Source organism: Micromonospora sp. CA-248089, assembly GCF_050948515.1.
In the GTDB taxonomy this organism is placed as follows: domain Bacteria; phylum Actinomycetota; class Actinomycetes; order Mycobacteriales; family Micromonosporaceae; genus Micromonospora.
Genome location: NZ_CP192016.1, coordinates 3,634,555 through 3,652,456 on the forward strand (window position 1 = coordinate 3,634,555; position 17,902 = coordinate 3,652,456).

21 protein-coding genes are annotated in these 17,902 nt (G+C 75.2%); 18 read left to right on the forward strand and 3 right to left on the reverse strand.

The window, feature by feature from the left end; genetic code table 11:
* Positions 1-9 precede the first annotated feature (9 nt).
* Positions 10-372, forward strand: coding sequence for a fluoride efflux transporter FluC (locus ACQP26_RS17305; RefSeq protein ID WP_433493369.1), 363 nt, complete (start codon positions 10-12; stop codon positions 370-372).
* Positions 373-405: 33 nt separating this feature from the next.
* Here ACQP26_RS17305 and ACQP26_RS17310 read toward each other — a convergent pair whose 3' ends face one another.
* On the reverse strand, positions 406-738 hold the full coding sequence (locus tag ACQP26_RS17310) for a hypothetical protein (RefSeq protein WP_030499339.1): 333 nt from the start codon (positions 736-738) through the stop codon (positions 406-408).
* Positions 739-826: 88 nt separating this feature from the next.
* On the reverse strand, positions 827-2,086 hold the full coding sequence (locus tag ACQP26_RS17315) for an MFS transporter (protein ID WP_433493370.1): 1,260 nt from the start codon (positions 2,084-2,086) through the stop codon (positions 827-829).
* A gap of 118 nt (positions 2,087-2,204) precedes the next feature.
* Here ACQP26_RS17315 and ACQP26_RS17320 point away from each other — a divergent pair, with 118 nt between their 5' ends.
* From ACQP26_RS17320 to ACQP26_RS17355, 8 genes are all read left to right on the forward strand, one after another.
* Positions 2,205-3,194, forward strand: coding sequence for a LacI family DNA-binding transcriptional regulator (locus ACQP26_RS17320; protein WP_433493371.1), 990 nt, complete (start codon positions 2,205-2,207; stop codon positions 3,192-3,194).
* Positions 3,195-3,270: 76 nt separating this feature from the next.
* Positions 3,271-3,744 carry a nitroreductase/quinone reductase family protein gene (locus ACQP26_RS17325; RefSeq protein WP_269705690.1) on the forward strand — a complete coding sequence of 158 codons (474 nt, stop codon included), beginning with the start codon at positions 3,271-3,273 and terminating at the stop codon, positions 3,742-3,744.
* Positions 3,745-3,923: 179 nt separating this feature from the next.
* The gene (locus ACQP26_RS17330) at positions 3,924-4,751 is read left to right on the forward strand and encodes an LppM family (lipo)protein (RefSeq protein ID WP_269705689.1); all 828 of its coding nucleotides are present in this window, start codon (positions 3,924-3,926) and stop codon (positions 4,749-4,751) included.
* Between the two features lie 145 nt (positions 4,752-4,896).
* Entirely contained in the window at positions 4,897-5,241 is a 345-nt protein-coding gene (locus tag ACQP26_RS17335; RefSeq protein WP_194799225.1) for a hypothetical protein, read from the forward strand.
* Between the two features lie 13 nt (positions 5,242-5,254).
* A complete protein-coding gene (locus ACQP26_RS17340) occupies positions 5,255-5,863 on the forward strand; it encodes a glycine zipper family protein (protein WP_433493372.1) in 609 nt (202 codons plus the stop codon).
* 238 nt (positions 5,864-6,101) lie between these two features.
* A complete protein-coding gene (locus tag ACQP26_RS17345; protein WP_433493373.1) occupies positions 6,102-6,539 on the forward strand; it encodes a carboxypeptidase-like regulatory domain-containing protein in 438 nt (145 codons plus the stop codon).
* Positions 6,540-6,555: 16 nt separating this feature from the next.
* The gene (locus tag ACQP26_RS17350; RefSeq protein ID WP_269705686.1) at positions 6,556-7,803 is read left to right on the forward strand and encodes a phage tail sheath family protein; all 1,248 of its coding nucleotides are present in this window, start codon (positions 6,556-6,558) and stop codon (positions 7,801-7,803) included.
* A 1-nt stretch (position 7,804) separates the two neighbouring features.
* Positions 7,805-8,287: a phage tail protein gene (locus ACQP26_RS17355; protein ID WP_269705685.1), complete on the forward strand. Its 483-nt coding sequence runs from the start codon at positions 7,805-7,807 to the stop codon at positions 8,285-8,287.
* A gap of 771 nt (positions 8,288-9,058) precedes the next feature.
* Here the strand turns inward: ACQP26_RS17355 and ACQP26_RS17360 are convergent.
* Positions 9,059-9,382, reverse strand: coding sequence for a hypothetical protein (locus tag ACQP26_RS17360; protein WP_433493374.1), 324 nt, complete (start codon positions 9,380-9,382; stop codon positions 9,059-9,061).
* A gap of 139 nt (positions 9,383-9,521) precedes the next feature.
* On the opposite strand from ACQP26_RS17360, the gene ACQP26_RS17365 reads away from it, so the two are divergent.
* The 9 genes from ACQP26_RS17365 (at position 9,522) to ACQP26_RS17405 (ending at position 17,899) form a co-directional block, all read left to right on the forward strand.
* On the forward strand, positions 9,522-10,028 hold the full coding sequence (locus tag ACQP26_RS17365) for a hypothetical protein (protein WP_433493375.1): 507 nt from the start codon (positions 9,522-9,524) through the stop codon (positions 10,026-10,028).
* Positions 10,028-10,786, forward strand: coding sequence for a hypothetical protein (locus ACQP26_RS17370; protein ID WP_433493376.1), 759 nt, complete (start codon positions 10,028-10,030; stop codon positions 10,784-10,786). Before ACQP26_RS17365 ends, ACQP26_RS17370 begins: the two co-directional genes overlap by 1 nt.
* Positions 10,787-10,895: 109 nt before the next feature.
* A complete protein-coding gene (locus tag ACQP26_RS17375; protein ID WP_433493377.1) occupies positions 10,896-12,467 on the forward strand; it encodes a phage baseplate assembly protein V in 1,572 nt (523 codons plus the stop codon).
* Positions 12,467-12,805: a hypothetical protein gene (locus tag ACQP26_RS17380; RefSeq protein ID WP_433493378.1), complete on the forward strand. Its 339-nt coding sequence runs from the start codon at positions 12,467-12,469 to the stop codon at positions 12,803-12,805. The genes ACQP26_RS17375 and ACQP26_RS17380 overlap by 1 nt, the downstream gene beginning before the upstream one ends.
* Positions 12,802-13,242 (forward strand): GPW/gp25 family protein, encoded by a 441-nt coding sequence (locus ACQP26_RS17385; protein WP_357480866.1) that lies wholly within the window; start codon positions 12,802-12,804, stop codon positions 13,240-13,242. The genes ACQP26_RS17380 and ACQP26_RS17385 overlap by 4 nt, the downstream gene beginning before the upstream one ends.
* Positions 13,239-15,860 carry a putative baseplate assembly protein gene (locus ACQP26_RS17390; RefSeq protein WP_433493379.1) on the forward strand — a complete coding sequence of 874 codons (2,622 nt, stop codon included), beginning with the start codon at positions 13,239-13,241 and terminating at the stop codon, positions 15,858-15,860. Before ACQP26_RS17385 ends, ACQP26_RS17390 begins: the two co-directional genes overlap by 4 nt.
* Positions 15,841-16,509, forward strand: coding sequence for a phage tail protein (locus ACQP26_RS17395; protein WP_433493380.1), 669 nt, complete (start codon positions 15,841-15,843; stop codon positions 16,507-16,509). The genes ACQP26_RS17390 and ACQP26_RS17395 overlap by 20 nt, the downstream gene beginning before the upstream one ends.
* Positions 16,506-17,426, forward strand: coding sequence for a hypothetical protein (locus ACQP26_RS17400; protein WP_433493381.1), 921 nt, complete (start codon positions 16,506-16,508; stop codon positions 17,424-17,426). Before ACQP26_RS17395 ends, ACQP26_RS17400 begins: the two co-directional genes overlap by 4 nt.
* Positions 17,423-17,899 (forward strand): hypothetical protein, encoded by a 477-nt coding sequence (locus ACQP26_RS17405; protein WP_433493382.1) that lies wholly within the window; start codon positions 17,423-17,425, stop codon positions 17,897-17,899. The genes ACQP26_RS17400 and ACQP26_RS17405 overlap by 4 nt, the downstream gene beginning before the upstream one ends.
* Positions 17,900-17,902: the final 3 nt, after the last annotated feature.

Here is a 17,902-nt window from a genome sequence, read left to right on the forward strand (position 1 = left end):
GGCGGCCCGATGACCGTCCTGCTCGTCGCGATCGGCGCCGCGATCGGCGCCCCGCTGCGCTACCTGACCGACCGGGCGGTGCAGGCCCGGCACCGCTCGCCGTTCCCGTGGGGCACGCTGACCGTCAACGTGGCCGGGTCGCTGCTGCTCGGCGGACTGCTCGCGGCACCCGTCGACCCGGGCGTGACCGCGCTGGCCGGCACCGGCTTCTGCGGCGCGCTGACCACCTGGTCCACGCTCAGCTACGAGACGCTGCGCCTGGCCCGCACGGGCGGGCGCCGCCTCGCGTACGGGAATGTGGCACTCAGTGTGACCGCGGGCCTCGGCGCGGCGTTCCTCGGCTACGCGCTGGTCGCCGCGCTGACCGGCTGACCGCTCCGGTCAGCCGGTCGGCGTGGCGGACCGTCAGCGGGCCCGGCGCTCCGGGTGTGCCCGGTTCCACGCCCGCATCCGCTCCGGGTAGCCGGTGCGGGCCGCCTCGTACAGCGGCACCGCGTGCTTCTGGGCGATCTTGCCGGCGGCACGGGGCGAACCGGTACGGCGGCGGATCCACTCGCCGTCGTGCGCGATGGCGACCACCGTCGTGTCGGTGGCGGTGGTCTCCGGTTCCAGGTAGAACTCGACCCCGCGCCGGCTGGTGACGAACGCCTCCAGCTGCGCCAGGTCCTCCTTGGTCGCCTCGCGGTCGAGCTTCGTGGGCGTCGTCGGGTCGGCGGCCCGGCGGCTGAACCAGCCCATGCCCGCCTCCTCTCCTCGGCGTTCGCTCCAGTGCAGCACGCCCGCCTGGCAGGCGGCTGGGAGCGCGGTGGGAGTCGGCTGGAGCGGCTCAGCCGACCTTCGCCGTCGGGGCGCCGGCCTGCGCGTCCGGGGCTGCGGGGCGTTCGCGCAGCACCGGCACCAGCGCGAGCGTGGGCAGCAGGAGCAGCGGCACCACGACGAGCGCGGACAGCACGCCGAAGTGGTCGCCGAGGAAGCCGAGCAGCGGCGGGCCGGCCAGGAAGGCGGTGTAGCCGATCACGGCGACCACGCTCACCCGGGCCGGGGCCTTGTCCTCGTCGTCGGCGACGGCGCTCATCCCGACCGGGAAGCCGAGCGAGGCGCCGAGTCCCCACAGCGCGACGCCGACCACCGCGAGGGGGCCGTTCCCGGCCAGCACGGCGAGCGCGGCGCCGGCAGACGCCATCGCGATGGTGGTGAACAGCACCGGCACCCGGCCCCACCTGTCGATGGCGACGGTGCCGACGGTGCGGCCGATCGTCATGCCCACCACGAACACGCCGAACACGGCGGCGCCGACGGCCTCGTCGACCCCGTACCCGTCGACGAACGCCACCGCGAGCCAGTCGTTGGCGCTGCCCTCGGTGAACGCCATGACCAGCACGAGCAGCCCGATCAGCAGCGTGCGGGGCTCGCGCCAGGCGGCCAGCAGCGCCTGCCGCCGGGCCGCCGGCTCCCCGGCCCCGGCCGCCTCGGCGGTGGCCGCGAGGAACGCCCGGGCGCCGACCAGCGTGCCGGCCAGGATCAGCACGGACAGGACCGGCAGGTGTACGCCGACGGGTACGCCGAAGTGCGCGGCGCCGGCGCCGAGCCCGGCCCCGGCCACCGAGCCGAGACTCCAGGCGGCGTGGAACCGGGGCAGGATGGTGTAGCCGAGGCGCTTCTCCACGGCCGCGCCCTCGACGTTCATCGCCACGTCGCACAGGCCGGAGCCGAAGCCGAACGCGGCGAGGCCGAGCCCCACCCCGGCGACCGAGCCGGCCAGGCTGGCGGACAGACCCGCCACGGTCAGGCCGAGCGAGACCAGCACCACCGACACGGCCACCGTGCGCGCCGGCCCGAGCCGCTGGGTGACCAGGCCGGCGGTCGGCATGGCCAGCAGCGAGCCCGCCGACGCGCAGAGCAGCAGCAGGCCGAGCCCACCCGGGTTGAGGTCGAGCGCGTCCTGGGCCGCCGGGACCCGGGAGAACCAGCTCGCCACCGCGAGCCCGTTGAGGGCGAAGACGACGGCGACGCCGTTGCGGGCGCTGCGCACCGCCCGGGGCGCCGGTGGCCGCTTCCCGGCCGGTGCGTCGATGGTGCTGCTCACGGTGCTGTGGTCCCTTCCCCCGTCTGGTTCCCGACGACAATCGCACACCTGAGAGCGCTTCCACCACAAGCGCTGTTATGGCATCGCCCATCCGGGCGGGAGCAGGCATGATGCGGACATGGGTACGCCGACCGCACGCCCCGCCACCCTCGACGACGTGGCCCGCTACGCCGGGGTCTCCCGGGCCACCGCCTCCCGGGTCCTCGGCAGCTACGGCTTCACCTCGGCGCAGGCCCGCGCGCGGGTGCACGCCGCCGCCGACCGCCTCGGCTACGTGCCGGACCTCGCGGCCCGCTCGCTGGTGCGCGGAGCAGGCGTACGCCTGGTGGTGGCCGTGGTGGGCCGCGACGACACGGTCCTGGACGACCCGTACGTGCACCGGGTGGTGAGCGCGGCGTCGCGGGTGTGCGCGCCGCACGGCATCGGCGTGGCGCTGGAGTGGCTGCCACTGGCCGACCCGTCCGGGCTGGCCCGGCTCGGCGCGGACCGGGGCGTGTGCGGGGTGATCCTGGTCAACACGACCCAGGCCGCGCTGGACGCGGTGCCGCCGAGGCTGCGCGGCCGGATCGTCTCGATCGGTCAGGGCTCGCCGGCGGTGCCGTCGTTCGACGTCGACAACGCCGGCGGTGCCGGCGCGGTGCTGCGTCACCTGTACGCCACCGGCCGCCGCCGCATCGTCATGGTCACCGGGCCGCGCTGGCTGAGCTGCGCCGAGCGCTCGGTGACCACGTACCGGGAGCTGATGCGGGAGGCGGGGGCGCCGGAGCGGCTGGTCACCGGCGACTTCACCGCGGCGCGGGGCGGCCGGGCGGCGCTGGAGGCACTGCGCCGGTGGCGGGACGCCGACGCGGTCTACGCGGCCAGCGACGCCACCGCCTTCGGCGTGATCGCGGCGCTGCGCGGGCGCGGCATCCGCGTACCGCACGACGTGGCGGTGGCCGGGTTCGACGACCTGCCGTACGCGGCGATCAGCAGCCCGCCGCTGACCACGGCGACCCACCCGGTCGACCGGATCGCCGCCGCCGCGGCCACTGCCGTGCTGACGCGTGAGCCGGTCGCCCCGAGCACCCCGTTCCCGTCGACGCTCGTCACCCGCGACAGCGCCTGAGCCGGTACGGGCCGGTCGGCCCTGGCCGCCGTGGCGCGCCCGCCCGTCAATGGATACGGGAGAAGGAGGGATCCCGATGGGCGGAGCCATGACGTGGATGTACCGGGGCGGCCGGCCGAACCGGCTGGCCCGGATGATGAACGCGCTGGCGGCGTGGCAGTACGGCGCCGGTCTCGCCCCGGCGCACTGGATGACCATGGAGGTGCCCGGCCGCCGTACCGGGCGGACCGTCTCGGTGCCGATCGTGGTGGCCGATCACGACGGCGAGCGGTACGTCGTGTCCATGCTGGGCGAGCGGGCCAACTGGGTGGCGAACGTGCGCGCCGCGGGCGGCCGGGTGGTGCTGCGCCGTCGCCGCCGGGAGCCGGTCCGGCTGGTCGAGGTGCCGGTGGCGCAGCGGCCGCCGATCCTGCGCCGGCACCTCGCGCTCGCCCCGGGTGCGCGCCCGCACGTACCGGTGGACCGGCACGCCCCGCTGGCCGAGTTCGCCCGGGTCGCCGCCGGCATCCCGGTCTTCCGGATCGTCGCGGCGGATTCCCCGGAGCGGTGACGCCGGCTCACGCTCCGGCGAGGAAGGCCGTCGACATCTGCGTCGCGACAATCCTTCAGAATATCGATCGCTCGCGTTTTCGAGGTCGTCCGAACGGGAGAGGGAGCCGGTAAGATCGGCGACAGAACGGCGACCGATCACGGACTGCCCGACGACCGGCACCGGCTCACACTGAGCGCATGAATACGAGACTCCGCCGCAGCCGCGCATTCGGCCTCGCGGTGTGTCTCGCCCTCGTGGCGATCATGAGCGGCTGCATGCAGCTCAACCTCGGGCTGACCGTGAACGACGACGACACGGTCTCCGGCCAGCTCCTGCTCACCGCACCGAAGTCCGTGCTCAAGCAGCGGAACCCGGATCCGGCGGTGGCGTTCGCCGAACTGCGGCCGAACATTCCCTCACTTCCGCCCGGAGCGGAGACCCGGTACGAGGACGCCACCTCGTACGGCATTCAGATCACGTACCGGAAAACGCCACTGGCACAATTCACGAGCGAAAGTGTGAATCTTGTCCGGGACGAGGATCTCATTCGCTTCTCGCTCCCGCTGGACCCGCAGAAATACGGCGGCAAGTTCGGGCAGCAGGATCCGCGCCAGCAACAGGCGTTCATGACCTTGATGGCGTTCGAGATCTCGGTGACGTTCCCCGGCCGGGTGCTCGACACCAACGGCACGGTCACCGGACGCTCGGTCAGCTGGAAGGTGATCGCCAACCAGCCCAAGCCGGCCGAGTTGCGCGCCGTCGCCCAGGCGCCCCCGCCGCCCGCCACCAGCCCGGCCGCCGTGGTGACCGGGAACGGTTCCTTCCCCTGGCTGCCGGTCGCCGCCGCCGTGGTCGTCCTGCTGCTGGTCGCCGGCGTGGTGCTCGTCCTGCTGCTGCGGCGACGGCGCTCCCGTGGCGTCCCCGATCCGGCGGCCGCCCCCACCGCGACGGCGGCCACCGGCCCGGCCCCGGCCGGCACCGGCGCCCCGCCCGCACCCGCACCACCCGCCGGTCCACCGGCCTGAGCCGGGCCGGACCCACCGACCACCGACGGCGCCCGCGCCGGCGGCCCACGAGCACACCGGGCGGAACCTGGAGTCAGTGATCCGGACGCCGCCGCACCATCCCACCCCGACCGCACCACCGCACCGTGACAAGAGGGGGATCGCCGTGAACGATCTCTTCACCTGGGCCGCCCTGGGCAGCCTCACCGGCGCCAGCGCCGCCACCCTGCTCGCCACGAACGTCATCGGCGGGCTGATCGGCCCGAGCGGCGACAAGGCGCGCAAGTGGATCGCGCTGGGCTTCGCGCTCCTGCTGTCCTACCTCACCGCCGCGTTCGCCACCGACGCCGGCCCGGAGAAGTGGATCATCGCGTTCTTCAACGGTCTGGTGATCTTCTCCGCCGCGCTCGGCATCAACCAGCTCCCCCCTGGCAACCGGCAGCCGACGCAGGCGTCGCCGAGCCAGCTCGCCCAGGGCCGCGAGCCCCGCTACGTCCGCTCCTGGGTCTGAGAGAGGTGACCCCATGATCTTCGGCATCCTCGGCGCCGCCGTCCAGGTCGTCTTCGGCGCCGTACTCGGGCAACTCGCCGCCGGCACCGTCGGGCTGCTGGTCGGCGCGGTCGTCGGACTGCTCCTCGGCGCGCCCTTCGGCTGGGCGTCCGCCTCCGCCGGGACGTACGGCGCCGACCCGAAGGGGATCTTCCTCTTCGTCGTCGACCACACCTGGAGCCTGCTCAACACGTTCGCCGGGGCGCTCTTCCTGGCCCTGCACCTGGTCTTCGGCCACCAGCTCGACCGGATCGTCTCGGCCGGCAGCGGCCGGGTCAACGTGATCGAGGGCGTCTCCCCCCGGTACGCCACCACCATCGGCACCGTCTGCGCCGGGTCCAGCCCGGGCATCCAGCGGCACGAGGACGTGCACGTGTTCCAGGCCCGGCTGCTCGGCCCGTTCTACCTGCCGCTGGTGGCGCTCAACTACGTGCTGTTCACCATCGCTCCGGTGTGGCTGCTCTGGCACGACCACACCAACGCGCCGATCAACCGGTTCACCCGCTACTTCGAGATCGGCGTCTACCCGCACGTGTGGAACGAGGCCATCGCGTACCGCATCCAGGGGACGCCACCGCGATGACCGGCGCGATCGAGGCGGCCGTCGCGGACGTCGCGAGCTGGCTGGCCGGGGCCGCGGGTGAGCCCGTACCGGTCGGTCCGCCGCGCGACGATCCCGACGGCGGTCTCACCCTCTGGCCGCTGGAGCTGCGACCGGCCCGGCAGACCGCCACCGGCGGCGCGACGCGCGAGCCGTACCGGTTCGTGGTTCGCCTGCTGGTCGCGGGCGGCGGGCGGCGGCGCTGCCCGCGCTGGACCGGGTGCTCGCCGCCGCCACCGCGGCGGGCCGGCCGGAGCTGGTGCTGGCCGCCGGCGACCCGGCGCTGTGGCGGGCGCTGGGCGTGGCGCCCCGGCCCGCGCTGCTGCTCGACGCGCCGGCCCGGGTGGAACGGCCGGTCCCGGTCGCTCCACCGGTACGCCGGCCGCTGCGACTGCGGCAGCTCGGCATGCGCACGCTCGACGGCCGGGTGGTCGGCCCGCAGGACCAGCCGCTCGCCGCCGTCCGGGTGGAGCTGGTGGGCACCGCCCAGGCCACCGAGACCGACGCCGCCGGCCGGTTCCGGCTGGCCGGCGTGCCGCACGACCCCGACGCGCCGGACGCCCCGGTGCGGATCCGGCTGGTCGGCGCGGGACGCGTCCACACCGCCGAACTCGATCCGGACGGCGACCACCTGATCGTCGTCCGCGCGCCCGACTGACGTCCGAGGAGGACCGATGCCCACCTACTTCTCCCCCGGCATCTACGTCGAGGAGGTGCCCAGCGGGGCCCGCCCGATCGGGCCGGTCGGCATGAGCACCGCCGCGTTCGTCGGGATCGCGCCCGACCGCGGCGCCCACGTCGGCGAGGCGCTGGCGGTGAACAGCTGGACCGAGTTCCTGCGGCTGTACGCCGACGGCGAGCACCTGGAGAGCACGCCGCTGGCCCGGGCCGTGTTCGGTTTCCTGGACAACGGCGGCACCCGCTGCTGGGTCGTCAACGTCGGCGAGGGCGGCCGGCTCACCGGCACCGGCGGGCGGCGCGGCGGCCTGGAACTGCTGGAGGCGATCGACGAGATCTCCATCCTGGCCGCGCCCGGCTACCACGACCCGGTCTCGCACGAGGCCCTGATCAGCATGGCCGAGCGGCTGCGCACCATGGTCGCGATCTGCGACCCGCCGCCGGAGGTCACCGACGTCTCGCGGCTCACCCGCGTCGCCACGCCGGGCAAGCCGCCCAAGCCCGCGTCGTCCGGGTCGCCCGACAAACCCGCCGAGGGTACGCCGGGCGACGCCGACGACGAACCGCCCGGCACCGGCGGTGACCGGCCCCGGCAGTCGGACTTCGCCGCCTTCTACTTCCCCTGGATCCGGGTCCGCGACCCGCTCAGTGGCGACCTCGTGCTCACCCCGCCGAGCGGGCACGTCGCCGGCATCTGGGCCCGCACCGACGCGCTGCGGGGCGTGCACAAGGCGCCCGCCAACGAGCCGGTACGCGGCGCCGTCGACCTCGCGTACCGGGTGACCCGGCCGGAGCACGACGTGCTCAACCCCAAGGGCGTCAACGTGATCCGGTTCTTCGCCGGTGAGGGCATCCGGCTGTGGGGGGCCCGGACGCTCGCCGCCGAGGCCAGCGAGTGGCGCTACCTGAACGTGCGGCGGCTGTCCATCTCCATCGAGCAGGCCATCGCCAACGGCACCCGGTGGATGGTGTTCGAGCCGAACGACTTCACGCTGTGGCGCTCGATCCGCCGGGACATCGGTGCGTTCCTCACCCGGGTGTGGCGCGACGGCGCGCTGCTCGGCCGTACGCCCGAGGAGGCGTTCTTCGTCAAGTGCGACGAGGAGACCAACCCGGCCGACGTCCGCGACGCCGGAATGGTGGTGGCCCACATCGGCATCGCGGTGGTCAAGCCCGCGGAGTTCGTGGTGTTCAAGCTGAGCCAGTGGGCCGGCGGCACCGAGACCGAGACGATCGGAGGCTGACATGCCCACCACTGCCACGCCGCAGCCGGGCGCACCGGTCGACCCGTACCGGGCGTACCACTTCAAGCTGCTCATCAACGGCATCACCAACGGGCACTTCACCGAGGTCAGCGGCTTCGAGGTGGCGATACCGGCGCTGTCGTACCGGGAGGCGGGCAACGAGCGCATCCGGGCCGTGCCCGGCCAGGTCGAATACGCCCCGGTCACCCTCCACTTCGGCCTGACCAGCTCCCGCGAGCTGTGGGACTGGGTGAACGCGGCGGCGAAGGGCACCGTGAACCGGCGCAACGTGTCGGTGGTGCTGCTGGACCCGGCCGGCACCGCCGAGGTGCTGCGCTGGAACATGATCAACGCGTGGCCGACCCGGTGGCGGGGCGCGCATCTGAACACCCTGTCGCAGGAGATCGCCATCGAGGCGCTTACCTTGGCGTACGAGGGCCTGGAACTGGAGGCCGGCGGTGCCGCCGCCCCGGCGACCACGTGACCGGCTGGCCCGCGCCCTGCGGGCCACCGCCGATCGCCTCTCCGGACCGGGCACACCGCTCTCACCATCCTTCCCGGACTTTCCGGGCTCTGCGGACCTCCCGTTCTCCGCGGGCTCACCGGAACCCGCGGGCTCCTCGGGCTTCGCGGGCTCCACGGGCTCCACGGGCTCTGCGGACTTCCCGGACCGCCCGGGCTCCGCGGGTTCCCCGGACGTCGTGCCGCGCACGGCCGGGCAGCCGCCCGAGCACTGGCGGCGCCTGGTGGCGGCGCACGCCCCCGGCCTGCTCCGCGACCTTCCCCCACCCGCCATCCCTCCCCCGCCCCCCGCCGAGCGGCGTCAGAAGGGCCTATGGCGGACGTGGACGGCCCAGTTGATCAACCGACTCGCCGCCTCCCGCAACGACCCGTCGAGATCTTGGTACGAAAGGGCCCCCATAGGGGCCACTTCCTACCAAGATCTTCCGCGGCTCCCGGGAGGTGAGACGGGGATCTCAGGGCGTGGGAGATCGGCGCACTCGGGGTGGAACGCGCGGGGTGCGGCACGGCCCGGATCGGGGACGGCGTCCACGCGGGCAGATGGTGGGGAGGGCATGGCGGGGCCGGGGACCTCACCGTCGACGGTGGAGGACCGATGCCACTCGGGCGACGCAGGGCGGCCGGGCGGCGCCGGGTCGCTCGCGGGTTCTCCCGCCTGCCGGTGCGTGACGTCGGGCGGTTACGTCACGTCAGGCGGTTACGTCACGTCAGGCGGTTACGTCACGTCAGGCGGTTACGTCACGTCAGGCGGTTGCGTCACGTCAGGCGGTTGCGTGACGTCAGGCGGTCCGGCCGGCTCGGCGGGCGGGGGGAGCTCAGCGTGCATCGCCGACAGGTCCGGATCGCGAGACCTCGTCGGCGGGCCGGGCACCCGCAGCACACCCGCCACCGGCAGAGGCACCCAGACCAGCACCGGCACCGGCACCGGCAACACGGACACAACCTCCGCAGGAGTGGCCGGCACCAGACGGTCGACAGCGACAGGGAACCGCAGCGCGAGCACCGGCAGCACCGGCAGCACCGGCAGCAAGGATCGCCGCGGCACGTCCACCGGCACCGGCACGCCCGCCGGCGCTCACCGGCGCACCGGCCCGGACGGCGGCCATGACGCGCGCGGATCGCAGAGCCCCGTCCCCTCCGGCGACCCGGCCCGGCCGTCACCGCCCGAGCAACGACCCGGCCTCGGCGCGGATCGGATGGAGGAGCTCCGGCACCTCCCGCCGGTCGAACGGAGCCGGGTACGGCATCGGGATGACGCCGCCGGAGCGGACCTGTCGCCCGAGCGCGAGGACGTGTTCCCGCTCGCCTTCGCGGCCGCGCCCCCGTCGTCGCCGCGCGGACCGGCCGCGCGCACCGGGGGCAGCCGAACCGGATCGGCGAACCGGCGCGACGGGAGCGGATCCGTCGACCACTACCCGGGGCGGGTCGCCGGTTCGCCGTACCCTCGAGGGCTCGGCCCGGCGCCGGGCGGCGAGTTCCGGACGCGACGGTGGCAACGGCCCGCAGCCGAAGGGCCCTGGCCCTCCCTCCCGGACGACGCCGGCGCGGCCCGCGCGACGAACCCGGCGTCGACCGGCCGCGTAACCGGCGCCGCGCACCCGGACGCGTGGCCGGTGCTCCCGGCCGAACCGGCGTGGGTTCCCGAGCGGACCACACCGTGGAGCGACACGGCCCGGCTGGACCGGGAACAGGCGGGTGGCTGATGGAGCGCGTCGCCTTCCTCGTGGACGAGTCCGGCACCCGCGTCGACTGCCTGCTCAACCCGGAGACCGTGCAGGTGACGCGGCTGGCCGGGGTACGGCCGCGCGGCGGACCGGACGGGCCGCTCACCGGCGCCGGGCTGGCCGACGACCCGCTGGTCTTCACCGGCGGCGGACGTACCGAACTGGTCCTCGATCTGCTCTTCGACGTCGACTTCGTGGAGTCCCCGGCCCGCCCCGAGGACGTGCGCGCGCTGACCCGGCCGCTGTGGATGCTCGCCGAGAACTCGGCGGTCGAGCACGGCTGGCTGCGCCCGCCGCTGGTCCGCCTGGTCTGGGGCAAGACGTGGAACGTACCGGGCGTGATCACCGCGATCGCGGAACGTTTCGACGCGTTCACCCTCACCGGTACGCCCCGGCGGTCCTGGCTGCGGTTGAGGCTGGTCCGCGTCGCGGAGGGCACGGAGGCGGCGCGCGCCGGGTTCGAGGAGGAACTGGCCGCCGCGAGCACACCCGCTGTCGCACCCGGGTCTGCGGTGGTCGCCGCCGCCGACGGCGCGGCCGAGCCGGGCTGGTCCGGGGTGCGCTTCGACCTGCTCGCCCACGACGCGCTGGGTTCGCCGCTGCGGTGGCGGCTGCTCGCCGAGCACAACCGGATCACCGACCCGCTCACCGTGCCCGCCGGCACCGCGCTCGCCGTCCCGCCGGTCGGCGCCGCCACCGTCGCGCCGGACGCCGTCACCACGGGAGGCACCTCGTGACCCGCCACGCGACCGGCGCCTCGCGCCGCCCCGCCCCCGCGAGCACGACTCCCCTGAGCGGCGACGCGACAAGAAGCGCCGCGCGGCCTGCGACCGCCGGGGGTGCGCCGTGAGCCGGGCCGCCCTGGTCACAGTCGACGGCCGGCCGCTGGCCGACCCGGCCCGGCTGCGCGGAATCCGCGTCGCCACCCGGCTGGACCGGCCCGCGCAGTGCGAGCTGACGCTCACCGCCGCCCCCGGTGCGGGCCCGCTCGACCCGCCGGTACGCCCCGGCGCCACAGTCGACGTACGCCTCGACGGGCAGGCGGAGGCGCTGTTCACCGGCGAGGTGACAGCCGTCGAGCGGGAGTACGCGGGTGACGGCGCCGCGCTGGCCCGGATCCGGGCGTACGACCCGCTGCACCGGCTGCGCAAGCGGCAGGAGCTGCGCGTGTTCGAGTCGGTGACGGCCGCCGAGCTGGCCGCCGACCTGTGCGCCGGGCTGGGGTTGAACGTGGCGGCCGAGGACGACGGGCCGCGCCTGGACCGGCTGCTCCAGCACCGGCACACCGACCTGGACCTGCTGTGCGAGGTGGCCGGCCGGGCCGGGCTGCACCTGGGCGTCGACGGGGACCGGTTGCGGCTGTTCACGCTGGACGGGTACGGGGAGCCGCTGCCGTTGACGCTCGGCGAGACGGTGCACGCGCTGCGGGTCACCGAGAACCTGGACCGGGCGGGCGCGGAGTGCGCTGTGCTCGGCTGGCATCCGCAGCGCGCCGAGCCGCTGAGCCAGCGGGCGGACGAGGCGCGCAGCGGGCGGCGTATCCCGCTTCGCCCGGATCCGGGCGACGTCGGCGCGGACGGTGTCCGCACGGCTGTCGACCAGCCGGGCCGCAGCGACGACGAGCTGGCCGCGCTGGCCCAGGCCGGGCTGGACACCCGGGTGGCGGCGCTGGTCACCGTCGAGGGCACCGCGGAGGGCGACCCGGCGCTGCGCCCCGGCCGGCGTATCGCCCTGGCCGGCGTCCCGGAACCGCTGGCCGGGGTGTACGTGCTCACCGAAGTGGTGCACACGGTGGACGCGGACGGGCACCTGAGCCGGTTCTCCACCGCACCGCCCGGCCCGCCGCCGACGGCCACGCCCTCGGCGGCCACTGTCACGCTCGGCACCGTCACCGACGTCGACGACCCGGACGGGCTGGGCCGGGCCCGGGTGACGCTCCCGGCGTACGGCGATCTGGACGCCGGCTGGCTCGCCGTGCTCTGCCCGGGCGCGGGCCGGGGCAAGGGGATCGTCGCGCTGCCCGACCCGGACGACACCGTGCTGGTGGCGCTGCCCGGCGGCGAACCGGCGTCGGGCGTGGTGCTCGGTTCGCTGTTCGGCGCGGTCGAGCCGTACGACGCGGGGATCGTGTCCGGGCGCTCGCGGCGCTGGTCGATGCGGACCGGCACCGGGCAGTCCATCGTGATCGACGACGACGGGCGGACGCTGCGCCTGGCCACCGACGCGGGCAGCTTCGTCGAGCTGCGTCCCGAGCTGACCACCGTGCACGCCGCCGGTGACCTGGTGCTCTCCGCGCCCGGCCGGGCCGTCGTGGTGCGCGGCCGCACCGTCGACTTCCTGCACGCCCCGGCGGCCGAGGACGCCGAGACCGCCGCCGCCCAGGCCCGCACCCTCGCCCGTTCCGCCGGAGGTGGCTGATGCGCTGGATCCACCGCGACTCGCTGATCACCTGCGGACACGACGGGCGGGTGAGCAACCGCCCGTCCCAGCAGTGGGTGACGGTCCAGGCCGTGCCGGTGCTGGTCCGCCCCGACCCGGAGGGACGCGACATCACCGCCTGCCCGAACTACGGCCCGACGATCAAACCGTGCCTGCACACGCTGACCGTCACTGTGGGTTACAGCACGTGGGTGCGGGTGGACCGGCAGCCGGTGGTGCTGTCGCACCTCGACGGGCTCACCGACGGCACCCCACCGGGCACCGTGCACCACCAGGTCCGCGACGTGCGGCAGGGTTTCCTGGGGGCGGACGCATGAGGGCCTTCCGCTTCGTCGGCGCCGGCTTCGACGCCGGCCGCGCCGGTGGTCTCGCGCTCACCGCCGCCGGCGGGCTCGCCATGACCGACGGCGACGAGACGGTACGCCAGGCGTTGTACCTGCTGCTGTCCACCACGCCCGGGGAACGGCTGATGCGTCCCGGGTACGGGTCGCGGCTGCACCGGCTCGTCTTCGCCCCGAACGACGACACCACCGCCGGGCTGGCGATCCACTACGTGCGGCAGGCGATCCGGCGCTGGGAGCCCCGGGTCGAGGTGCTCGACGTGGACGCCGGCCCGGACCCGGACGACCCGTGGCGCCTGGTGATCCGGCTCGACTACCGGGTGCGGGCCAGCCTCTCCCCCGGCCACCTGGTGTTCTCCGTCGACCTGCTGCCCGCCGACGAGGAAACCGGAGACGAGGAGGGCACGCCATGACGCTTCCGGTGCCGCACCTGGACGACCGCGCCTTCCTCGACCTGGTCACCGAGGCGCGGGAACGCATCGCCCGGTCCTGCCCGGACTGGACCGACCTGTCCGCGCACGACCCCGGCATGGCGCTGGTGGAGGCGTTCGCCTACCTGACCGAGGTGATGATCTACCGGCTGAACCAGTTGCCGGAGAAGGCGTACGTCGCGTTCCTGAACCTGCTCGGCGTCACCCGGCACCCACCGGCGGCGGCCTGGGCGGACGTGCGCCTGACCCGTACCGGCCCGGACCGCGGCCCGGTGCGGGTGCCGGCCGGCACCCGCGTCGCCGCGGCCCGCGGGGCGGACCCCCGGCCGGTCGTCTTCGTGACCACCGAACCGGCGGTGCTGCCCGCCGGGGAGACCACGACGACGGTACGTGTGCACCACTGCGAGCCGGTCGAGGCGGAGCTGCTGGGCACCGGCACCGGGCAGCCCGGTCAGGTGTTGCGGGCCGCCCGCGCGCCGTTGACCCGTACCACCGAGGCGCTGGACCTGCTGCTCGGAGTGGAGGTGCCGGCGGGCTCGGTGGAGCTGGGCGCCGCCGCCCGCGAGCACGAGGGGCGCACGTACGAGATCTGGCGGCCGGTGGACAGCTTCGCCGGTGTCGGGGCGCAGGCGAAGGTCTACCTGGTGGACCGGGCCTCCGGGGTGGTCACGTTCGCCCCGGCGCTGGACCTGCGCCCGGACGTGAGCGCCCCGGCCGTCGAGGGGGCGGCCGGGGCGACCACTGTGGCGGCGATGCCGCCGGCCGGGCGGCAGGTGCGGCTCTGGTACCGCTGCGGCGGCGGACCGGCCGGCAACGTGGCGGCGGGCGTGCTGACCAGCCTGCGTGATCCGCTGCCGGGGGTGAAGGTGGACAACCCGGAGCCGGCCACCGGCGGCCGGGACCTGGAGTCGCTGGAGTCGGTGCTGGCGCGCGGGCCGTACGAGTTCTTCGCCCAGCAGCGCGCGGTGACCGCCCGGGACTTCGAGATCCTCGCCACCGGCTCCGGCGCGGTGGCGCGGGCGCGGGCGTTCACCAGGGCCTCCGTCTACAGCTTCGCCCGGCCCGGCGAGGTCGAGGTGGTGCTGGTGCCGTACGTGCCGGAGGCGGCCCGCCCCGGCGGGCGGCTGCCGGTGGCGGTGCTGCGTGAGCACGAGGTGGAGGAGGCCCGCCGCCGGGTCGAGGCCGACCTGGAGCGGCGCCGCGCCCTGGGTACGGCGGTGCGCGCGGGCTGGGCCCGGTACAAGGCGGTGTCCATCCAGGCGCGGGTGGTGGTGCGCCGCGAGGAGGACGTGGACGCGGTGCGCCGCCGCATCCACGACCGGCTGCACCAGACGCTCAGCCCGCTGCCCACGCCGCTGAACCCGGCCGGCTGGGCGTTCGGCGAGCCGCTACGCGCCTCCAACGTGTACCGGATGCTGGAGCACGCCGAGCCGGGCGTGCGCTACGTCGAGTCGGTGCGGTTCGTGGTCGACGAGGCGCCCGACGCGCAGGTGCGCACCGTGGCGGTGGACCAGTACCAGGCCGACACCTGGTACGCCGGCGGCGGCCCGGTGCTGTTCCGCTCCGCCAACGCGGGGGCGGGCTGGGAACCGGCCGGCCGGTTCGACGACGAGACGGTGGTGCGGGTGGTGCCCGCGCCCGCCCCGGTACGCCCCGGCGTGGTCCCCCGGGCCGGTTCGGTGGCGGTGGTGACCACCCGCGACGCCGGTGGCTCCCGGGTCCGGCTGAGCACCGACCTGGGTGAGACGTGGACGCTGCTGACCGACCTCGACTCCGGCGTCCGCGACCTGGCCTGGATCGACCGGGACGGCACCGGTGCGCTGCTGCTGGCCACCGACACCGGTCTGTACGAGGTGCCGCTGCTACCCGGCGCGGTGCCGCTGCAGATCCTTGTCGACCCGGCCGACGCCGACCGGGGCTTCTACGCGGTCCGCGCGTTCGTCTCCGAGCGCGGCGCACCCGGGGTGGCGGTGGCCGCGCAGGCCGGATTCGGGGTCTACCTGTCGACCGCCGCCGGACGGCCCGGCACGTTCGCCCACGTCGGTCTCGCCAACGTGGACAACCGGGTCCTCGCCGTGCAGTACGACGGCCCGGCCACGCTGCTGTGGTGCGGCGCGGGCGAGCCGGACCCGAAGAAGCCCGGCCAGGGCTGCCACCGAACCCGGCTGTTCGAGTCGGACGTGAAGTGGCAGTCGATGGCGTCCGGCTGGATCGGCGGCACCTGCCGGGACCTGACGTTCAGCGGCCCGCTCGCGCTCGCCGCGACGCAGAGCGGCGGCGTGGTCCGCCTCGACACGCTCGCCGGGCAGCCGCAGTGGTCGCCGGTAATGGTCAACTGCGGCCTGCCGCTGCGGGACCGGACCCGGTTCGTCCCGGTCGACGCCATCGCCGCCACCGCGCCCACCGGCACGTCCGGCGCCGGGCGGCTGGTGCTCGCCGGGGGTGAGCGCGGCGTGTTCCGCAGCGGCGACGGCGAGGACTGGACGCCCAGCGCCAACCAGGCCACCGCCGACGTGGTCACCGTCCCCGGCACCTGGCTGCTCTGCTCCGGCGAGCACGACATCGAGGTGGTGCGGCAGGATGCGCCGAGCGGCGATTGAGCGGCTGCTGCCGGCCGCGTACCAGCGGGCCGCCGGCCCGGGCAGCGTGCTGGGCGCGCTGCTGGACGTGATGGAGGCGCTGCACGCCCCGGACGAGGCGGTGCTCGCCGACGTCGACGCGCTGTTCGGGCCGTACCGGACGCCGGACGGGTTCGTGGCGTACCTGACCCGCTGGGTGGCGATGGACCACGTGGTCGCCGCGCCCCGCGCCGACGCGCCGCTGCCGTTGCCGGCCGGCCGGCTGCGGGACCTCGTCGCGCACGGCGCGCTGCTGGCCCGGTGGCGCGGCACCCCGTACGGCATGCGGACCGCGCTGGAACTGGCCACCGGCGTGACCGGGTTCGTGCTGGACGAGCCGCCCGAGCGGCCGTTCCACCTGGTGGTGCGGGTGCCACCGGCCGCCGCCGACCGGCTGGCACTGGTCACCCGCATCGTCGAGGCGGAGAAACCGGCGGCGGTCACCGTCGAGGTCGTCGCCGGGGACCCGGCCGACCCGCCCTCCGACCCGCCGCCGCCGGACCCGGGCCCGCCGCCCACGCCCGAGCCGGACGACGCCGAGCCCGCCGCCGGGGTGGCGACGGTGCGCGCGGTCGGCCGGGCGCACGTACCCGCACCCCTGCCCCACGATCCGCCCGAGGAGCCGTCATGACCACCGAATGGACAGTCGTCGCCGCCGCCGAACAGTTCACCCTGGACGCCCGCAACGCCGGTGAGCTGACGTTCACCGTGTCGAACCCGGGCACCGCGCCGGACACCGTCGTCTTCGACGTCGCGCCCGGCGAGGGCAGCCAGCGGGCCTGGTTCACGGTGGCCGAGCCGCAGCGGGTGGTGCCCGGGCAGGGCTCGGTGTCGTTCCTGGTACGCCTGGCCGTACCGCCCGGCACGCCGCCCCGGCGCTACGACATGACCGGGTTCGCGTACTCGGCGAACACCGCGCCGGAGGAGAGTTCCCGCTCCAGCGGCCGGGTCACGTACGACGTGCGGGCCGTCGTACCCCCGAAGCGCGCGCCGTGGCCGTGGATCGCCGCCGCCGCGGCGCTGGTGCTGGTCGTGGCCGGGGTGGTGGCCTGGCTGGTGACCCGCGGCCCGGACACCCCGGCCCCGCCGCAGGCGAATGCGGTGACGGTGGAGGCGGAGACGCTCGTCGCCGGCGCCACGGTCCAGTCCCCCACCGGCACGAAGGCGGAGGTGGTGGCGCAGGAGAACTGCTGCGACGTGGTGTGGTCCGGCGACGCGCAACTGTTCTTCCTGGGCCGGGGCGTGGGCGACCGGGTGACGGTACGGGTGGACGTGCCGTCCGACGGCACCTGGCGGTTCTCCACAGTGCGGACCACGTCGTTCGACTACGCGAACACGATCTGGCTGGTCGACGGCCGGCAGGTCGGCGACACGTTCTTCGGGTTCAGCCCGACGGTGGTCCGCACCGACGAGGTGGACGTGGGCACCGTGGAGCTGACCCGAGGCCCGCACACGCTGACGCTCGTGGCGGTGAGCAAGACCCAGGGCACCGACAGGTACTTCGCCGGGGTGGACGAGATCCGCTTCACGCCCGTCGCCCGGCCATGACAACCAGGCAGAAGGTGATGCTGGTGGCGGTGGCGGTGCTGCTGGTGGCGCTGTACGTGGTGGCGGTGGCCGGGCGCCGCGACGACCCGGGCGACCCGACGGCCGGTCCCGGAGCACTGGCCCGGCTCGGGCGCGGGACCGGGACGGTCGACCCGGCGACGGTGGCGGTGACATGCCTGCCGCCGGCCGCCGAACCGGCCACCACCGCCGACGGGGTGACGCTCGCCTTCGGCACGGTGTGCCGGCTGCGGGTGGCCGACCCGGGCGCGCTGCGCACGCTCGTGCTGCGCGGCACGACGCCGTTCGAGGTGACAGCCTCCGCGCCCGGCGACGCGGACGTCACGGTCACCGACGAGGTCGCGCCGGACGCGGACGGACCGGCGGTCGCGAAGGTGGCGGTGGACCGGGAGACCGAGGTGCTCCTGCGCTGTCCGGGAGGTGGCGGATGTTCGGTCACGCTGGCCCGGTCCTGACCG

Excerpts from the sequence above, each read along its gene's own strand:
- ACQP26_RS17305 (WP_433493369.1), top strand. The coding sequence starts at position 10 with ATGACCGTCCTGCTCGTCGCGATCGGCGCCGCGATCGGCGCCCCGCTG.
- ACQP26_RS17310 (WP_030499339.1), bottom strand. The coding sequence starts at position 738 with ATGGGCTGGTTCAGCCGCCGGGCCGCCGACCCGACGACGCCCACGAAG.
- ACQP26_RS17320 (WP_433493371.1), top strand. The coding sequence starts at position 2,205 with ATGGGTACGCCGACCGCACGCCCCGCCACCCTCGACGACGTGGCCCGC.
- ACQP26_RS17325 (WP_269705690.1), top strand. The coding sequence starts at position 3,271 with ATGGGCGGAGCCATGACGTGGATGTACCGGGGCGGCCGGCCGAACCGG.
- ACQP26_RS17330 (WP_269705689.1), top strand. The coding sequence starts at position 3,924 with ATGAATACGAGACTCCGCCGCAGCCGCGCATTCGGCCTCGCGGTGTGT.
- ACQP26_RS17340 (WP_433493372.1), top strand. The coding sequence starts at position 5,255 with ATGATCTTCGGCATCCTCGGCGCCGCCGTCCAGGTCGTCTTCGGCGCC.
- ACQP26_RS17350 (WP_269705686.1), top strand. The coding sequence starts at position 6,556 with ATGCCCACCTACTTCTCCCCCGGCATCTACGTCGAGGAGGTGCCCAGC.
- ACQP26_RS17355 (WP_269705685.1), top strand. The coding sequence starts at position 7,805 with ATGCCCACCACTGCCACGCCGCAGCCGGGCGCACCGGTCGACCCGTAC.
- ACQP26_RS17365 (WP_433493375.1), top strand. The coding sequence starts at position 9,522 with ATGGAGGAGCTCCGGCACCTCCCGCCGGTCGAACGGAGCCGGGTACGG.
- ACQP26_RS17370 (WP_433493376.1), top strand. The coding sequence starts at position 10,028 with ATGGAGCGCGTCGCCTTCCTCGTGGACGAGTCCGGCACCCGCGTCGAC.
- ACQP26_RS17380 (WP_433493378.1), top strand. The coding sequence starts at position 12,467 with ATGCGCTGGATCCACCGCGACTCGCTGATCACCTGCGGACACGACGGG.
- ACQP26_RS17385 (WP_357480866.1), top strand. The coding sequence starts at position 12,802 with ATGAGGGCCTTCCGCTTCGTCGGCGCCGGCTTCGACGCCGGCCGCGCC.
- ACQP26_RS17390 (WP_433493379.1), top strand. The coding sequence starts at position 13,239 with ATGACGCTTCCGGTGCCGCACCTGGACGACCGCGCCTTCCTCGACCTG.
- ACQP26_RS17395 (WP_433493380.1), top strand. The coding sequence starts at position 15,841 with ATGCGCCGAGCGGCGATTGAGCGGCTGCTGCCGGCCGCGTACCAGCGG.
- ACQP26_RS17400 (WP_433493381.1), top strand. The coding sequence starts at position 16,506 with ATGACCACCGAATGGACAGTCGTCGCCGCCGCCGAACAGTTCACCCTG.
- ACQP26_RS17405 (WP_433493382.1), top strand. The coding sequence starts at position 17,423 with ATGACAACCAGGCAGAAGGTGATGCTGGTGGCGGTGGCGGTGCTGCTG.